This window comes from Arenibacter hampyeongensis, from assembly GCF_002909255.1.
GTDB lineage: Bacteria > Bacteroidota > Bacteroidia > Flavobacteriales > Flavobacteriaceae > Arenibacter > Arenibacter hampyeongensis.
On the sequence record NZ_PIOB01000011.1, the window covers coordinates 91,609 to 109,312 of the forward strand.

General features: G+C 38.5%; 20 protein-coding genes. 8 read left to right on the plus strand and 12 right to left on the minus strand.

Translation table 11 applies throughout. The annotated features are described in order from the left end of the window. The first annotated feature begins 91 nt into the window (after positions 1-91). Positions 92-799 carry a uracil-DNA glycosylase family protein gene (locus tag CWD91_RS19920; RefSeq protein WP_103442739.1) on the plus strand — a complete coding sequence of 236 codons (708 nt, stop codon included), beginning with the start codon at positions 92-94 and terminating at the stop codon, positions 797-799. 32 nt (positions 800-831) lie between these two features. Here the strand turns inward: CWD91_RS19920 and CWD91_RS19925 are convergent, their stop codons facing one another. From CWD91_RS19925 to CWD91_RS19980, 12 genes are all read right to left on the minus strand, one after another. After that, positions 832-1,233 carry a hypothetical protein gene (locus CWD91_RS19925; protein WP_103442740.1) on the minus strand — a complete coding sequence of 134 codons (402 nt, stop codon included), beginning with the start codon at positions 1,231-1,233 and terminating at the stop codon, positions 832-834. A gap of 538 nt (positions 1,234-1,771) precedes the next feature. Beyond that, on the minus strand, positions 1,772-1,987 hold the full coding sequence (locus CWD91_RS19930; protein WP_103442741.1) for a hypothetical protein: 216 nt from the start codon (positions 1,985-1,987) through the stop codon (positions 1,772-1,774). 4 nt (positions 1,988-1,991) lie between these two features. Next, on the minus strand, positions 1,992-2,756 hold the full coding sequence (trpA, locus tag CWD91_RS19935; RefSeq protein WP_103442742.1) for a tryptophan synthase subunit alpha: 765 nt from the start codon (positions 2,754-2,756) through the stop codon (positions 1,992-1,994). A 49-nt stretch (positions 2,757-2,805) separates the two neighbouring features. Further along, entirely contained in the window at positions 2,806-3,987 is a 1,182-nt protein-coding gene (gene trpB, locus CWD91_RS19940; RefSeq protein ID WP_103442743.1) for a tryptophan synthase subunit beta, read from the minus strand. A gap of 49 nt (positions 3,988-4,036) precedes the next feature. Further along, positions 4,037-4,687, minus strand: a complete 651-nt coding sequence (locus CWD91_RS19945; RefSeq protein ID WP_103442744.1) for a phosphoribosylanthranilate isomerase — start codon at positions 4,685-4,687, stop codon at positions 4,037-4,039. Positions 4,688-4,697: 10 nt separating this feature from the next. Then, complete coding sequence (gene trpC, locus CWD91_RS19950) at positions 4,698-5,480, minus strand: indole-3-glycerol phosphate synthase TrpC (RefSeq protein ID WP_103442745.1); 783 nt, start codon at positions 5,478-5,480, stop codon at positions 4,698-4,700. A 46-nt stretch (positions 5,481-5,526) separates the two neighbouring features. Then, the gene (trpD, locus tag CWD91_RS19955; RefSeq protein WP_103442746.1) at positions 5,527-6,519 is read right to left on the minus strand and encodes an anthranilate phosphoribosyltransferase; all 993 of its coding nucleotides are present in this window, start codon (positions 6,517-6,519) and stop codon (positions 5,527-5,529) included. Between the two features lie 113 nt (positions 6,520-6,632). Then, positions 6,633-7,250 (minus strand): anthranilate synthase component II, encoded by a 618-nt coding sequence (locus tag CWD91_RS19960; RefSeq protein WP_103442775.1) that lies wholly within the window; start codon positions 7,248-7,250, stop codon positions 6,633-6,635. 89 nt (positions 7,251-7,339) lie between these two features. Beyond that, positions 7,340-8,737, minus strand: coding sequence for an anthranilate synthase component I family protein (locus CWD91_RS19965; protein ID WP_103442747.1), 1,398 nt, complete (start codon positions 8,735-8,737; stop codon positions 7,340-7,342). Between the two features lie 280 nt (positions 8,738-9,017). After that, positions 9,018-9,596 (minus strand): YceI family protein, encoded by a 579-nt coding sequence (locus tag CWD91_RS19970; protein WP_103442748.1) that lies wholly within the window; start codon positions 9,594-9,596, stop codon positions 9,018-9,020. Between the two features lie 38 nt (positions 9,597-9,634). After that, positions 9,635-10,267, minus strand: a complete 633-nt coding sequence (locus tag CWD91_RS19975; protein ID WP_103442749.1) for an NAD(P)H-dependent oxidoreductase — start codon at positions 10,265-10,267, stop codon at positions 9,635-9,637. 41 nt (positions 10,268-10,308) lie between these two features. Next, the gene (locus tag CWD91_RS19980) at positions 10,309-10,755 is read right to left on the minus strand and encodes a MarR family winged helix-turn-helix transcriptional regulator (protein WP_103442750.1); all 447 of its coding nucleotides are present in this window, start codon (positions 10,753-10,755) and stop codon (positions 10,309-10,311) included. Positions 10,756-10,967: 212 nt separating this feature from the next. On the opposite strand from CWD91_RS19980, the gene CWD91_RS19985 reads away from it, so the two are divergent. From CWD91_RS19985 to CWD91_RS20010, 7 genes are all read left to right on the plus strand, one after another. After that, a complete protein-coding gene (locus tag CWD91_RS19985) occupies positions 10,968-11,279 on the plus strand; it encodes a rhodanese-like domain-containing protein (protein WP_103442751.1) in 312 nt (103 codons plus the stop codon). A 111-nt stretch (positions 11,280-11,390) separates the two neighbouring features. After that, the gene (locus CWD91_RS19990) at positions 11,391-12,674 is read left to right on the plus strand and encodes a DUF2851 family protein (RefSeq protein WP_103442752.1); all 1,284 of its coding nucleotides are present in this window, start codon (positions 11,391-11,393) and stop codon (positions 12,672-12,674) included. Positions 12,675-12,683: 9 nt separating this feature from the next. Beyond that, on the plus strand, positions 12,684-12,911 hold the full coding sequence (locus tag CWD91_RS19995) for a PspC domain-containing protein (RefSeq protein WP_103442753.1): 228 nt from the start codon (positions 12,684-12,686) through the stop codon (positions 12,909-12,911). Positions 12,912-12,913: 2 nt separating this feature from the next. After that, positions 12,914-13,921 carry a potassium channel family protein gene (locus tag CWD91_RS20000; RefSeq protein WP_103442754.1) on the plus strand — a complete coding sequence of 336 codons (1,008 nt, stop codon included), beginning with the start codon at positions 12,914-12,916 and terminating at the stop codon, positions 13,919-13,921. 97 nt (positions 13,922-14,018) lie between these two features. Then, positions 14,019-16,085, plus strand: coding sequence for an amino acid carrier protein (locus CWD91_RS20005; RefSeq protein ID WP_103442755.1), 2,067 nt, complete (start codon positions 14,019-14,021; stop codon positions 16,083-16,085). Positions 16,086-16,614: 529 nt separating this feature from the next. Further along, positions 16,615-16,761, plus strand: coding sequence for a hypothetical protein (locus CWD91_RS22845; RefSeq protein ID WP_192877703.1), 147 nt, complete (start codon positions 16,615-16,617; stop codon positions 16,759-16,761). Between the two features lie 12 nt (positions 16,762-16,773). Next, entirely contained in the window at positions 16,774-17,694 is a 921-nt protein-coding gene (locus tag CWD91_RS20010; protein ID WP_103442756.1) for a ComEA family DNA-binding protein, read from the plus strand. The last annotated feature ends 10 nt before the right edge of the window (positions 17,695-17,704 follow it).

Here is a 17,704-nt window from a genome sequence, read left to right on the forward strand (position 1 = left end):
AATTTTTTTTTGAAATTCCCTGCAATTCCTTTGTTTAAGCCTATACCTTTGTAAGATCAAAAGTCCTTTATAATGACTAACTTCTATCCCAATGTTTATTCATACCCATCCATACGAACCTTTTTTATTTGAGGATGTCACAAAGCTGATCGTAGGGACCTTGCCACCGCCAAGATTTACTATTGGTGAATTAAAGGAAGGGGATGTTGATTTTTGTTACGGAAGTCGTGATGGTCAATTATGGCCGATTTTAGATCGTATTTTTGAACTGAATTTGGATTTTGCAACTACGGAAAAAGCCATTCAGCAACGCATGGATTTTTTAAGAGATCAAAAAATCGGTATTTGTGATATAGTGAAAAGTGCAGAACGTACCAAGATCGATGCCTCAGATCTAGGGATGGAGAATATTGTTTTGAGAGACCTGTTTGCCTATCTTCAACAATCTTCCAAGGTGGAAACCCTTTTGTTTACTGGGGGCAATAGTAAAAATGGTCCTGAATACTTTTTTAGAAAATATGTAAAAGAACATGGTGCATCACTGGAATTGATTTCCAATGAGGTACCACGTATTCACCAATTTAGGCTGCCTAGGATAAAGGAAGAAATTTCATTAAGCTCCTCCGCAAAGACCTCAATTTATAAAGAGAGAATTATAAAAACAGTGTCCTTGACTGCGCCTTCCGGTGCTGCCAATAGGGCTGTGGGAAGCTTGGAGGCTTATAAAGCAATGAAAAATAAAAACCCTGAATTCAATACGATCGATTTCAGGGTTTTGCAGTATAAAGAATTCTTTTAGAGGCATTCCTCCAGATTTCATCCAGTGTAAAACTAAATTTTAATTTTTAAAGTTAACCCTGGGTAGTGCTTTGTGGTAACCAAATTTTCTCCTGTTAAATAAATAGGTTTAAAGTCAAATGCCATGGACATGGCTGTTCTCTTATTTTTGCCAGCACTGATAAAATAGGGAATACTGGCTCCATCGACTAATATTCCCGCTACGCCAATGATGCCAGCTATATCAGTGGAACTGTTGGAACCACTATTCCAGCTGGTATTGAATGCAGCGAACCCGCCAATCGCCATTGCCGTTCCCCCGCCTAATAAAATCCAGGCAGTGGTTTTCTGTTTTTTGCTTTTTTGTAAAAAATAATCTTTGGAGAATTCTTTAGTCTGTCCTTCTAGAATAGAACTGACAAGTAGTAATGCAAGAAGTAAACGAATTGTTTTCATGACATTTTTATTAATGACAATTTAGATATTCATCTTATTCAGGGGGCAACTACTTTTTTAAGGTATTTAAAGGGCTAAGAATTAGTGGTTTACTATATTAAAGGTAATTGTTAATTTTGGATAATCAATCTGCTTTATCCTTAAATTAAATGAATGGTTTATAAGTAATTTTAGACGGGCAGTGTGCTCGTTTGTGCAGAATGATAATGATAATGTGAAAATGATTGGATGGTTTGTAGCAGGTTTATTATCCATGATATAATCACAAAATTTAGGAAGGCTTCCCGTTCCAATTCATAGGGCCCTTTTAGAAAGGAATAAAGAATTGTGTTTAAAAGGATATTACAGACCTTTGGATTCCTGCCTTCGCAGGAATGACAACGCGTGAAATGTTCTGTATGAATCGAATATAAGTTTATTGGAATAAAAACAAAATTGAGGAAGATTACCCTTTTCAATCTGTAGAATTGTTGTTGAAGGGAATTAAATGTTTTTATGTCATTCCTGCTCAGGCAGGAATCTATAATCCTTTGGACTATTACTTTTTAAGGACTTTTAAGGCCAATATTCTAAACAACAAAACAAACGGGAAGCCATGCAGTACCACATCGAACCAGTCCATGGGTTTCATTCCAGTAGCACCTCCCAATATCCATTTTAATTTACCTAGAATATGTGGTTCGGGAAAAAAGGGAGCCAGCCCGAGGGTTAAGCATAAAAGCAAAATTAGTTTCCAATTATTTAAAATTTCCATAGGGCTATTTTCGAATTCCTTTTACAAAATCCCCAATTTTGTCTACTCCATTTTCCGTCAGAAATTTAATAAAGGCAGAGCCAATAATTGCTCCCTTTGCCTGATTAGTTGCCTGTTTGAAGGTTTCTGAATTGCTTATTCCAAAGCCAACTACCTGGGGGTTCTTCAACTTCATATTCGCTATACGCTTAAAGTAGGTTTCCTGATTATTGCCGAAACCCACTTGGGAACCGGTAACACTAGCGGAACTTACCATATAAATGAATCCGTCCGAAGCAGCATCTATTTGATGGATTCGTTCATCACTGGTTTGTGGGGTAATCAAGAAAACATTCACAAGGCCATATTTTTTAAAAATGGCTTCATAGTTTTCCTGGTACACATCCAATGGCAGATCGGGCAAAATAAGTCCGTCAATTCCAATTTCTTGACATTTCCTGCAAAAATCCTCTACTCCGTATTGCAAAACCGGATTAAAATATCCCATTAGGATCAAGGGTATGGAAACCGATTTCCGAATATCCTTCAATTGTTGAAATAATACCGCTGTGGTCATCCCATTTTTCAGGGCTTTGGTAGAACTGGCCTGAATGGTAGGACCATCGGCCAACGGATCACTAAAGGGCAATCCAATCTCTATGAGATCAACTCCGTTTTTTTCGAGGTCTTGAATGATTTTTACTGTATCGTTCAATGATGGGTAACCTGCAGTAAAGTATATAGATAATATTTTTTTATCTGCCTGTAGTTTTTGGTGTATTCTGTTCATTCTAACTTTATTTTTTACATTCCCACTAAAGCTGGAATGTTTAAATGGCTTACAGTTTAAAATAATTGATGTAGGTGTCCAAGTCCTTATCACCTCGACCAGATAGGTTGAAAACCACCACATCCTCTGGTTTGAACTTTCTGGTTTCCAGAATGGCAAAGGCATGCGAGGACTCTATGGCGGGTATAATTCCTTCCAATTTGGACAATACCATCCCGGCCTGCATGGCCTCATCGTCTGTTACTGCAATAAATTCAGCTCTTCCTGTTTTATATAAATGTGCATGCATGGGTCCCACCCCTGGATAATCAAGTCCTGCGGAAATGGAATAGGGTTCCGTAATCTGCCCATCTACAGTTTGCATCAACAGGGTTTTACATCCATGAATAATCCCCATTTTTCCGAGAACGGAAGTGGCTGCACTTTCACCACTATCCACTCCTTTTCCTGCTGCTTCAACGGCAATAATGCCAACTTCCCTTTCATGTAGGAAATGATAGAAGGTCCCAGCAGCATTACTGCCACCCCCTATACATGCCACAACATAATCTGGATTCTCTTTGCCTTCCTTCTCTTTTAACTGCCATTTTATCTCTTCGGAAATAATGGACTGAAACCGTGTTACCATATCAGGGTAGGGGTGTGGGCCAATAGCCGATCCAATAATATAATGGGTGTCCACAGGGTTGTTGATCCAATCCCTAATGGCTTCATTGGTGGCATCCTTAAGGGTTCTGCTTCCTGATAGTGCCGGCCTTACCTCTGCACCCAACATTTTCATGCGGGCAACATTGGGAGCCTGTCTGGCAATATCTATTTCCCCCATATATACTATACACTCCATTCCCATAAGGGCACATACCGTGGCTGTTGCAACACCATGTTGACCGGCACCTGTTTCGGCGATAATCCTGGTCTTGCCAAGGCGTTTGGCCATTAATATTTGCCCGATGGTATTATTAACTTTATGGGCACCGGTATGATTTAGGTCTTCGCGCTTTAAATAAACTTTGGTGTTGTACTTTTCAGACAAACGCTTCGCAAAATAAAGCGGTGAAGGCCTGCCTACATAATCCTTCAATAATTGGTCAAATTCCTTTTTAAATGAAGGCTCTGCCATTATTTTCAGGTACTGCTGCCTAAGGTTTTCAACATTAGGGTAGAGCATTTCAGGGATAAAAGCTCCTCCAAATTCTCCATAATAACCTTTTTCGTCTACGTTGTAATTCATCGTTTTATAATCTAGTATTCAGCACTAAGTATTCAGTATTGGATTCTCACTACTCAATTCCCATTACTTCTATAAATTTCTTCAATTTGTCAATATCCTTTAATCCCGGTTCCAATTCAAACTTACTATTCACATCTATGGCATGGCAATATTTTGATTCTGGTCTATGTTGAAATTGCTTTATTTTTTCAATCTCGTCCAAGCCTATTCCACCACTTAAAAAATAGGGTTTGGTGGAGGGATAGTTTTTCAAGACCTCCCAGCTAAACGTATAGCCGTTGCCTCCGGGTAATTTCCCTTTGGTGTCAAAAAGATAATAATCGCATACCTCTTCATAGGGAGTCAAAACACCAAAGTCAAAATCGTCCTTGATAGAAAACACTTTAATGATTTTAAGGTTTGCCGCCCCTGGAGCTTTTGTACGGTCATTGTTCAACCTTTTAAGGTTGCGGCAGAATTCTGGACTTTCCTTTCCATGCAATTGAACGGCATCCAAACCAAAGGTTTCAATATTTTTTAAAACTTCCTCAATTGTGGCATCTACAAAAACACCTACCTTTTTAATTGTAGGCGGCAATTGCGGAATGTTTCCTTCAAAAAACCGTTTGGATGGTTTCCAAAATATAAAACCAAGATAATCCGGACTTAGGGCGGCTACCTCCAAAGTATTCAAATTCATACCGCACACTTTCAGTTTCATGGCTATTTTGTTATTTAATCGATTTAATAAAATGTAAGGCGCTCTCTCCAGGATTATCGGTTTTCATAAAATTCTCACCTATTAAAAATCCTTGGTATCCATGTGGTTTTAATTCTTGAATAGCTTCAATGTTACTTATGCCACTTTCAGATACCTTTACAAAATCGTCAGGAATTAAAGTGGATAAATTTTTACTGGTGTCGAGGCTGACTTCAAACGATTTTAGATTTCGATTATTTACACCCAGCATATCCAAACTTGGCATAAGGGACTTGTGTAACTCTTCTTCGTCATGAACCTCCAACAACACATCCAAATGCAATTGTTTGGCAAATTCGGAAAATGCTTTTATCTCGGCCCGGGTCAAAATGGCCGCAATTAATAAAATTACATCTGCGCCATGGGCCTTGGCTTCCAAAAGTTGATATTCGTCTATGATGAATTCTTTGCGAAGTAAAGGCATTTGCACGGAAGCCCTGGCCAATAATAGGTCATCCAAAGAACCTCCAAAATACTTTCCGTCTGTTAAAACGGACATGCCACAGGCACCTGCATTTTCATAGCCGACCGCGACATCTGTAACACTGTTGTTTTGGTTGATGACCGATCTGGATGGAGACCTTCGTTTGTGCTCGGCGATGATTCCACTATTGCTATTTCTAAGGGCATTTGCCAATGAAACGGTAGTTCTGTTAAACAATACAGAAGCCTCCAATTGGGTAACCGGGATAATCGATTTCTTTAAATCTACTTCCTTTCTTTTATCCAAAACTATTTTGTCCAGTATATTCATGGGTACTATAACGCCAGTCTAGGCTTGGCAGTTTAATTTTTATTTGTTATTGGCTTAAGGCCTGTAATTTTTTTAAGGCTGCCAACCCTCTTCCGCTGACCAAGGATTCTTTGGCTAGCTCAAAGCCCTCCCTTGGGCTTATTCCCTTAACCGTGGCTATGGCAATACCTGCGTTGGCACAGACTACATTGTTTTGTGGTATGGTACCTTTTCCTTGTAAAACATTGAGAAAAACTTGTGCGGATTCTTCAATACTATCCCCACCCGCTATATCCGACTCCAAAATGGCTTCCACTCCAAAATCGGAAGGTTTTAACATTCCCTCGGCCTTGTTGGTAATGGTTTTTGTATTTCCTGTCAATGAAATTTCATCGTAACCGTCCAAGGCATGTAAAACTGTAAAGTTTTTATCGGTCTTTTGGTATAGGTAACCGTACATTCTTGCCAGCTCCAGGTTAAATACCCCAACCATTTGATTCTTAGGAAAGGCGGGGTTTACCATAGGGCCCAACATATTAAAGAAAGTTTTAACACCCAACTCCCTGCGGATTGGGGCTACATTCTTCATGGCCGGGTGAAATAGAGGAGCGTGCAATACACAAATGCCGGCCTCGTCTATACATTTTTCTAGAAACCCTGCGTCATTACTGAATTTAATCCCCAAAAACTCCATGACATTACTACTGCCACATTTGGAGGATACACCATAGTTGCCGTGTTTGGTTACCTTAACATCGGCCCCGGCCGTTACAAAACTGGCCAAGGTAGAAATGTTGAAGGTATCCTTGCCGTCGCCACCTGTACCACATAGGTCTATTGGGTTGTATTGCGATAAGTCCACCGCCAAACAAAGTTCCAACAGCGCATCCCTAAATCCTTCCAATTCCTCTATAGTGACGCTACGCATCATATAAACGGTTAAAAAAGCGGCAATCTGACTCGTATTGTAATCTCCTTTGGCAATATTGACCAAAACCTGCTTGGCATCCTCTTTGGGAAGCACATCGTGATTGATCAGTTTGTTTAGAATATCTTTCATTATTTCTTTGGTGATGAGATATAAGCAGGGCGTAGCTGTAAATCTCGGTTTTTATATTTTGTTATTGAAAAGTGCGTTAAAGGAAATGATTCGTTCATAATCATGAATTGCATCTAATTTTTCACCCAATTCTCCAATATTTTCTTCCCATGGGGAGTCAATACGGACTCTGGGTGAAATTGTACTGCGCTTACATCAAATTTTTTGTGACGCAAGGACATCACTTGTCCATTCTCATCAAAAGAGGTAGCTTGCAAAACTTCTGGAAGTTCTGGATTTACTACCCAGGAATGGTAGCGTCCTACCTCAATTTCCTTGGGCAATCCATCAAACAAAATATCATCTTTTACAATGTTTATTTTGGTTGCTATTCCGTGGTAGACCTGGTCTATATTAACCAATGAGCCCCCAAAGACCTCCGCAATGGCCTGTTGTCCCAGGCATACCCCAAATATACTTTTTGAAGGTGCGTACATGGCTATAATTGCTTTGAGCAGACCTGCCTCGTCCGGGATTCCTGGGCCAGGAGAAAGAACGATCTTGTCAAAAGCCTCAATTTCCTCCAGACTTATTTGATCATTTCTCTTAACGGTAACGATGCAATCCAAATCTTCCAAATAATGTACCAGGTTGTAGGTAAAGCTATCGTAATTGTCTATAACCAAAATGGACTTTCCTTGGCCTTTTCCCAAGGAGTTGATATTTGTTTTGTTATCTGTATTCTCTTTCATACTATTGATGTCCTCTGTTGAACATTTTATATTGTTCTTGCCAAATGCCTCTTTTTTCAAGAAAGGACAAGGCAAATTAATAGGCGTTTTTATATAGTTTCCGCGATTTCAAGTGCTTTGGTCAGGGCTCCCAATTTGTTGTATGTTTCCTGAAGTTCATTTTCAGGAATTGAAGCGGCCACTAAACCGGCTCCGGCCTGGTAATGTAATTGATGATTTTTACTTAAAAAGGTCCGGATCATAATGGCGTGATTAAAATTGCCATTGAAATCCATAAAACCTATAGCCCCGCCGTAATAGCCCCTACTGGTTTTTTCGTATTTTTCTATAAGTTGCATGGCCATATGCTTAGGTGCGCCGCTTAAGGTACCGGCAGGAAAGGTGTCGGCTACCACTTTCATGGTCGGGATATCCTTTTTCTTTTGTCCGGTTACTTTGGATACCAAATGAATTACATGGGAAAAGAATTGAACCTCCCTATAGTTTTCAACCTTTACCATAGTTCCATTGCGACTTAGATCATTTCTGGCAAGATCAACCAACATAACGTGCTCGCTATTCTCTTTGTCATCTATTTTTAATTTCTTGGCCAACTCCGCATCCTGTTCATCATTGCCCGTTCTTTTAAAAGTTCCTGCAATGGGGTGAATTTCAGCCTTGCCCTCCTTTACGATCAATTGGGCTTCGGGGGAACTTCCAAAAATTTTAAAATCACCATAATCAAAATAAAACAAATAGGGAGAAGGGTTTATGGATCGTAGGGCACGATATACATTAAATTCATCTCCCTTGAATTCTTGCGAAAACCTTCTTGACAATACCAGTTGAAAAACATCCCCTCGATTGCAATGCTTTTTGGCCAAGTCTACTTGTTCCTTATATTCCTCATCCTTTAAATTGGATTCTGGACTGCCCTCTTTGGAAAAATTGTAGGAAGCAAAATTCTTGGCGCTGAGAATCTGTTCTATTTCGCCAATGTTATTTTCGGATTCATAACAATGTGCAAAAATATAGGCCTCGTTTTTAAAATGGTTTATAGCAACTATATTTTGATAAATGGCGTAATAGATGTCCGGAATGGAGAAACTATTGCTTTTTTTGGAGATTTTTATGTCCTCAAAATACCGGACCGCATCATAGGCCATATATCCGAACAATCCATTGTTGATAAACTTAAAGTTGTTGTTCTGAGAATCAAATTTTTGACTAAAATCATGTAAAATCCCAGGGATGTCCGTGTGTTCCGTAATGTTGGTTTCTTCCTTGGTTCCGTCTGGAAATTGTTTAATGACAGTCTCATTTTCCACTTTTATGGAAGCAATGGGATTGCAACAGATATAGGAAAAGCTATTGTCATTGGCATGGTAGTCACTACTTTCCAAAAGAATACTATTTGGAAAACGATCCCTTATTTTTAAATAAACGCTTACGGGGGTTATGGTGTCTGCAAGTATTTTTTTATGATGAGAAACTAATTGGTATTTCATGATAATTCTGTTTGTTACTACTAGGCGCCAATAGGGCTTATGATTTCTATGATAAACGAAAAAAAGGCTTGTCGTGATGACAAGCCTTTTATATAGTTATACTACAATGATGCTTTGCTCACGATGTTGTTCGTAAGTTGCTCCACCACCAAGTATTTGATACCATGTTCTTCATTGAAGGCCAAATATAAGAAGGAATTTTAAATTTACAAACCTGTGTTACGTAAAAAATAAAAAACCCCACAATTGTGAGGTTTTAAACATTGCTATATCAAGGCGTTTAGAATATCAAATCTACTACTAGATCAAATTCATCATAAATGGTTTTGTCCCCTAAATTATCAAAGAAGCTACCTGATCCAAATCTAACGTCATAAAGGGAACGGTCAACCTTCATTGTGGCCGTTGCCTTGTTTCCGTAGACAGAAATGTCGAAGGTAACGGGATTCGTTTTTCCCTTTACGGTAAGATCTCCAGTTACTTCATATGAATTTTTTCCAGTGGCTTTTACACTGCTGAATACCAATTTGGAAGTAGAATGTGCCTCAACTCCGAAAAAGTCATCAGATTTTAAATGTCTTTCCAACTTGCCTTTGGATTCACCTGATAGGTCGTTTGAAACCAAAGTGGGCATATCCACTACGAATTCTCCCCCAGTTAGTTTATCACCATCAAAAATTAAGGAGCCTTCCTTTAGGGCTATTGTTCCATGATGGGACCCGGTTACTTTATATCCTTTCCAGGTAACGGTACTTTCCGTGGTTTTTACTTGTTTTACTTCATTGTCCACTGGTGTTGAAGCAACAGCGGTTAAACCTGTAAATACGGCCAATACTAAACTTAATGCATTTTTTTTCATAATTCCAATTTTAAGATAATTTGTGTTAGAGTTTCTATTTATATATGTGTAATTAAATTTTCTTTTGATTTGCGGACTTTCTTATAATGCTGGGTACTATCCTCTTCGGATCGGTAGCCTACTGCAACAAGGACCGCTGCGTTAAGTCCTTTTTTGGATAAACCAAGAATTTCATTGAATTGGACATTGTCAAAACCCTCCATTGGGCATGTGTCTATTTTTAAATCAGCAGCAGCGGATAACAAATTTCCAAGTGCTATATAAGTCTGTCTTGCCGTCCAAATAGCTTTGGACGATTCGGATAGGGGCATTAATTTCGACTTCATAAAATCTGCATAACCTTGCAGATCTTTTGCTGGAACGCCTCTGGTTTCACTTACGTTGGTCAAATAATCATCGACCAATTCTTCACCAAAAGTAGACTGGTTGGCCAATATAATTAAATGTGAGGCTTCAGTAATTTGGGACTGTCCCCAGGCTGCAGGTTGTAACTTACTTCTAAGTTCCGTATTATCTACAACTAGAATTTCGTAAGGTTGTAAACCATATGATGATGCGCTCAAAGAGGTGGCTTCCAATAAATTTTCCAGATCCTTTTTGGACACTTTTTTAGAGGGGTCGAATTTTTTGGTGGCATAACGCCAGTTCAATTTTTCAATATATGTATTCATTTTTTGAATTTAATAAATATTTGTAATCGTTTTTATTTTCATTAAAATTTATCCAGTAATCCATTTAATGCGGTTAAATCATCCAAGGAAAAGTTGTTCAATAATTTTCCTTCTGCCAAATTCAGTGCGGCATCCATTTCGGACAATGCACTTTCGCCTTGAAGTGTAATATTTATTTCCACCTTCCTGCGATTGCTTGGACATACCATACGAACTACATATCCTTTTAAGATCAACTTGTCTACCAGCCTAGTGGTATTGCTCATTTTGGTGACCATTCTTTCGTTCAATGTGGAAAGATTGGCGGGTTTTCCCTTTTGTCCCCTTAGTATTCTTAACACATTAAATTGCTGAAGGGACACACCATGTGGCTTAAGTGCTGTGGTCATTATTTCATTTATCTTACTCTCTACAAGACTTAAATGTATAATGGTCCTGCTCGTTATGGGAATTTGCTTTTCGGTTTTAATAATCTTTTCTACATTCATGTCGTTACAACAATTGTATATACAAATGTATGTAATTAATTGAAATCTCCAACATATCAGGTGATAAAAATTTGTTAAAAATTTATATGTCTTTACAAGGTGGAAAAATAGGAGTGCTGATTTCCATTATTTAATTCCTTATATATTTATAGCCCAATTATTGGATGATTTTTTGTAAAAACATTATTTTTGAGGACTAAATAATAAAACAAATGGCAGATTTATCACAAGAGGAGTGGAGTGCACAATTGGAAAGCGACGAGAATGCCTTCTTGTTGGATGTTAGGACTCCGGAAGAGGTAGAGGAAGGCTACATTCCCAATGCTACCAATATTGATATATACCTAGGGCAAGAATTTGTGGCCGAAATTGAAAAGTTGGACAAAACGAAAAACTATTACGTCTATTGCAGGTCTGGCCAACGAAGTGGTCAGGCATGTGCCATCATGAACAAATTGGGTATAGAGAACGCCTTTAATTTGGAAGGTGGCTTTATGAACTGGGAAGGTGAGATCGTAGAGTAGTCCACTAGTAAGCCCATACCCTATATTTAAGGATTATTGGGAATCTTGACGGTGCATATCTTATTCCGATATTAAGCTTGTGATCTAGTGGTTTTTTCTTTACATTGGTTTATGCGGGAAGATCTTTTGCATTTTATTTGGAAGTACAAAAAACTTCAAATGGAGAATTTAAAGGGCTCCAAAAAAGAAGCCATTCAAATATTAGATGTGGGATCGCATAACCTTTTGTCAGGACCCGACTTTTTTAACGCCAAGATCAAAATAGACCAACAATTATGGGCGGGTACCGTGGAGATGCATATTAGGTCCTCCGACTGGTATGCGCATAATCACGAAATGGACCCTAATTACCACAACGTAATACTTCATGTGGTTTGGGAGGATGATTGCGATGTTTTCCGAAGCAATAATACTGTAATTCCAACCTTGGTGCTTAAAGATTATATTTCATCAAGTATTTTATTGGAATATCAAAAATTGTTCTACCACAAGGAAAGTTCATTGATCAATTGTAGTAATGACATTGGAGATATTGATGATTTTGTTTTACACAATTGGTTGGAGGTACTCTATTTTGAACGTTTGGAAAAGAAAACGGATCTGGTGGCACAACTTTTAATGGAATCCAAAAACGATTGGGAACGGGTATTTTTTATCTTACTATCAAAAAATTTTGGTTTAAAAATAAATGGCGAGACTTTTTTTGAAATCGCAAGACGGCTGCCGTTTCCAATGGTACGCAAAATACAGCACAATGCACTGCAATTGGAAAGTACCCTATACGGTCTAGCCGGACTTCTGGAAGAGGATATTGTTGGGGATGGCTATTACGAAAGTTTAAAAAGTGAATTCGATTTTCTTAAGGCGAAGTACGATCTTTTGGACGGGCCATGGCAAAAGCCAGAGTTTTTTAAATTGAGACCGTCCAATTTTCCCACAATTAGACTTTCCCAAGTGGCTAATTTGTATTCTAAACACCAAAACCTATTTAGCAAAGTTATTGGAGCCCAAAGTGCCGGGGAAATTTATAAGGTTTTTAATGTTTCAGCCAGCGAATATTGGGACAGCCATTATACATTTGGAAAAATCTCCAAAAAATACGGCACTAAACTTTCCAAAAAGTTTGTGGATCTACTAATTATCAATACCATTCTCCCTGTTAAATTAAGTTATGCAAAGCATATGGGGAGAGATGTGAATGATGAGATTATTAATATTATTTCAGGTATATCTCCAGAAAGCAATAGTATTATTTCCAAATTTAGGATGCTTAAACTCCAATTTCCTTCAGCCAAAGAGAGTCAGGCTGTTTTGCAGTTATACAATGAGTATTGTACAAAGAATAAATGTTTACATTGTGCTGTGGGCCATCAATTATTAAATAGAAAACCCTAATTTTAACGCATGAACATTTTCTACAAAGTACTTTATTATTTTCAGAAAAGAGGATTTGAGGTTTGTAGGCGAATAGCTGAACGCTTGGGCATAAGGACAAGGGTGGTACGAACCACCTTTATTTATCTTACTTTCGTCACCTTGGGCTTTGGTTTTGCCCTGTATTTGTTTATGGCCTTTTGGTTAGGGATAAAGGACCTGTTATATACCAAAAGAACCTCTGTATTTGACCTTTGAATATGATTAGACTTTTTCGCTCCCGAATGTATTTGGCCCTGACTTTGCTGGTCATGGTCCTGTTGTTCGGAGTATTTGGATATAGGTTTCTGTCCGACTATACATGGATAGATGCCTTTTATATGACCATAATTACGGTAACTACTGTTGGATTTTCGGAGGTACGTCCGTTGGATGTCGAGGCAAAGATCTTTACCGTAATTTTAATAGTCACTAGTGTATTTATATTTGCATATGCGATTTCAGTAATTACCGAATATGTCCTAAGTCGAAATTCGCTTCAACTTTTAAAGAAAAAAAGGGTGAGAAATAAAATAAGCAGTTTAAACAACCATGTTATTATTTGCGGTTTTGGCCGAAACGGAAATCAGGCTGCAGAAAGATTAAGGGCGTATAAAAGGTCTTTTGTGGTAATCGAAAAAAATAGGGAGGTCATTGAGAAATTCGAAGAAGATATTCTTTTTATAGAAGGTGATGCCAATGAGGATGAAACCTTGATCGAAGCAGGTATAGATAAGGCACAATACTTAATTACGGCGATGCCAGACGATGCGGCAAACCTATTTGTGGTACTCTCGGCAAGACAGCTTAATAAAAACCTGTTTATAATCAGTAGGGCATCCCAATTAACTTCACAAAAGAAATTGAGACTTGCCGGCGCGGACAAGGTAATAATGCCCGATAAGATTGGAGGAGATCATATGGCGTCCTTAGTGGTAATGCCCGACCTAATTACTTTTATGGACAAACTTTCTACCGAAGGTGAGCATACTACGAATCTGGAGGAGGTCACCATAGAAACTTTTATGGCAAAGGTGGATAATCATTCCCTACGTGATTTGGATTTGAGGAAAAAGACGGGCTGTACTATCATTGGTTATATAGAGCCAAATGGCAATTATATTATTAACCCTGAGGCCGATTTAAAATTGCAGCCACAGGGGAAAGTAATCGTATTGGGCAGGCCCGAACAGATTAAAAAATTAAATGACATGTTCCATATAGATTAAGTATATTACCAATTATATTTGATTCCAAGATTTATTTTTAGGATATTGCCTGGATATTATAGCTTAACCAACAAAAATTAAACTCTTTCAGCTACTTATGAAGAACTATATCTCTTCCATTTTTTTACTGTTTTCATTGACTTTATTTTCTCAAGAACTTGTTATAAAGGAGTCAATTTACAATCCTTCAAGCAATATCAATGATGGTGTTATAAAATTGGAGGTAGACGGTGGGACTCCTCCTTATCAGTTCAAATGGAGCAATCAAAATACCCCTCTAACCGCTAATCAAGCTATCAATTTAGTAGAAGGGTTGGCATATACGGTCACTATTACAGATTCAAACGGATTGAATGTGACCAAAGAGTACAAAGTTCCCACGCAGGCAATTACTGAATTTTTTAATGGAGTTATGACCCCAGCGGTAAGTGCTTTGGGGTCCGTTCTTTTCTGGGATCCCTTCGCTGCGATCGGTATCTATGACCCAATAGCATACTCGGATGTGAAACGTATTGCGATTCCAGGATGGTCGCCGGAGTTGCAGGATAAATTTATTTTGGAACAATGGTTAAAATCTGAGGGGCAAAATGTAAAAAAGGGAGATCAAATTGCCATTATTTCTAAAAATGATGGAACCACCGAAACAATAATTTCGCCAGTAAATGGGAAAATAAAGCATTTGGCCAAGGAAGGCGGAGTGATCTATAATTCGGAAAATCAGGAGCACGTAATAGAACAAGGAGCACATATTCTGGCTGAGATTAAATATGATGAACCTGTAGTTATCACCCATCCCAATGGAGATCCACAACAAAAGGCAATTCCATTTATCGTAGTTTGGCTAGTTATCGGGGCAGCTTTCTTTACCTTGAGAATGGGCTTTATAAATATTAGGGGCTTCAGGCATTCCCTTGACCTGGCCAGAGGAAAGTACGATGACCCGGATGCTCCAGGTCAAGTAACCCATTTTCAAGCATTGGCAACTGCAGTATCGGGAACGGTCGGACTCGGGAATATAGCTGGTGTAGGTGTAGCAGTTTCCCTTGGAGGTGCAGGTGCAACATTTTGGATGATCGTCTGTGGGTTATTGGGCATGTCCTCCAAATTTGTGGAATGTACTTTGGGGGTTAAATACCGTAATATCCTTCCGGATGGACGAGTTTTCGGAGGCCCAATGAATTATTTGCGTTACGGTTTGGAGAAAAGAAATTTAAAAGGCTTTGGTAAAGTTCTTGCCGGGCTCTTCGCTGTATTGGCAGTAGGTGCTTCTTTTGGAGGCGGAAATATGTTTCAGGCCAATCAATCTTTTGAACAGCTTTCAGGACAATTCCCTGCATTGCAGGGCAATGGATTCTGGTTCGGAATTATTACGGCGATACTTGTTGGGGTAGTAATTATTGGAGGTATTAATAGTATTGCCAATGTTACCGGGAGGGTGGTGCCCATTATGGCTTCCATCTATATTCTGGCTGCCTTAACGGTAATCATAATGAATATTGAAAATATTGGACCTGCTTTTGCCGCTATCGTTGATGGTGCCTTTAGTCCAAGTGCACTTAAAGGTGGTATTATAGGCGTTCTGATTGTTGGTTTTCAACGGGCTGCATTCTCCAATGAAGCCGGAGTAGGTTCTGCCGCAATTGCGCATAGTACGGCGAAGACCAATCATCCACCCTCGGAAGGCTTTGTTGCGCTTTTGGAACCCTTTATTGATACAGTTGTGGTGTGTACCTTAACTGCATTGGTATTGATCTTTACCGGTATGCACGAAGTGGAGGGGATGGCAGGTGCCCAATTAACTTCGGATGCATTTGGAAGTGTTCTTTCGTGGTTCCCATATGTTTTGGCCTTGGCTGTGTTCCTTTTTGCTTTTTCTACTATGATTTCCTGGTCTTATTATGGGATGCGGGCATGGACCTATCTTTTCGGAAAAAGTAAAAAAGTTGAATTCGTTTATAAGATGCTTTTCTTAGTTTTCGTTGTAATAGGTGCATCCGTGAGCTTGGGAGCGGTATTGGATTTCTCCGATATGATGATTTTGGCCATGTCATTCCCTAATATTATTGGACTTTATTTGATGTCCGGTGAGGTGAAAAGAGATCTTGATGATTATTTAGTGAAGCTGAAGGCAAATTTGCTTTATAAAAAAAAGGAAGAAGCATAGGTAGATTTTAAAACAATAAACTTCAATCCCACTTTAAGTTCCAAGTACAGGAACGAAGTGGGATTTTATTTTTGTTGCAACGGATTGGGCACTGGATTTTTTTTGAGGTAAGCTTTTTCACTTTGATGTATGATTGATGACATGCTGCAGTGAAAGCCAATTCTGATTTAGATTTTGGTGACCTTTAGCGTATAAGTATTTTATTCTCCACTCTTGTAACAGCGGCCCTGTCCATCAAATACTTGATTGGAAATACAGGTGGGATAATGTAAATGGCAATTTTAAAATAACTTCCAATGAATAGTAGTATATGGGTTTGTCGAAATATTTCGTTTCGGTATTTCAGACCGCGGTTTTGAAAATAGTACTAAAGAATGGACCAAGGGAAGTAATTGCCGAAAGGGTTTATTTTCAATAAGGTTTTTAAAAGAATATTATTAGGTTCTTGTTCTTGGAGTTGCTTGAATTTATTTCAATTTTAGTATATTTAGCTTGTTAACATACGCAGACGGGAAGGGAGGGCTATATTATGAATTCAGCAGCTTTGATTATTATGCTTTTGGTGCAGGGAGTTATAATTTCCTTTGTGGCCTATTTTTTTTATAGAGTATTGAACATGCCGCCAAAACCGGAACCGGACTCCAATTCGGATAATGATGAGGTGTTGATTGGGTAAAAATATTGAGTCGTGAACAGAAATTCGTTAAGATCCCACTTTAAGTTCAATAAACAGGAACGAAGTGGGATTTTCTTTTTGCTACTTTTCATAGTTGTTTTTCAAGTACTCTATTTTGTGGGCAAGTCCTATACTGCATCTGAAAAAGGCAATTCCTTCGTTGTTGATGAGGAATACCAGGCAAAATTGGACGCACTTAAAGGTGAAAGTCAAAACAAGGATTCAATCTTTTTGTACCCATTCAATCCCAATTTTATATCCGATTATAAGGGCTATACTCTAGGAATGTCTACTAAGGAAATAGATCGTTTACATGACTTTAGAGCCAAGGACCAATATGTTAATTCCGCCAAAGAATTTCAGAAGGTAACTTTGGTTTCAGATTCAATGTTGGAAAGCTTATCTCCTTATTTTAAGTTTCCAGCATGGACAAGTGAGGGCAAAAGCCAGTCCAAAGTAGGAGGTAAGTCGGCACATCTAAGTAATTCGCAAATCTTTCCAATCGAAGGGAAAAGGGTCTCCGCCAATAATGTTACGATCAAAGACCTCAACAAAGCCACTGCGGAGGATTTAAAGTCGATTAACGGAATTGGGGATGTTTTGTCCCGGAGGATTGTGAAATTTAGAGATTTGTTGGGAGGGTTTGTGGTCGAAAAACAATTGCTTCACGTCTATGGCCTGGAGCAAGAGGTGGTATCAAGAATTCTAGGGCGATTTAAAATTTTGGAAAGTCCATCCATATCCAAAATCAATATTAACCAAGCATCCCCATATGATCTTGCAAAATTGGTTTATATAAAATATGCCCTTGCAATAAGAATTGTAGCCTATAGGGAGAAGAATGGGAGAATTAAGTCATTTGATGAGTTAATGGAAATCGAAGATTTCCCCAAGGAAAAATTAGATATAATTGAGTTATATTTGCAATTATAAACAAAATTGC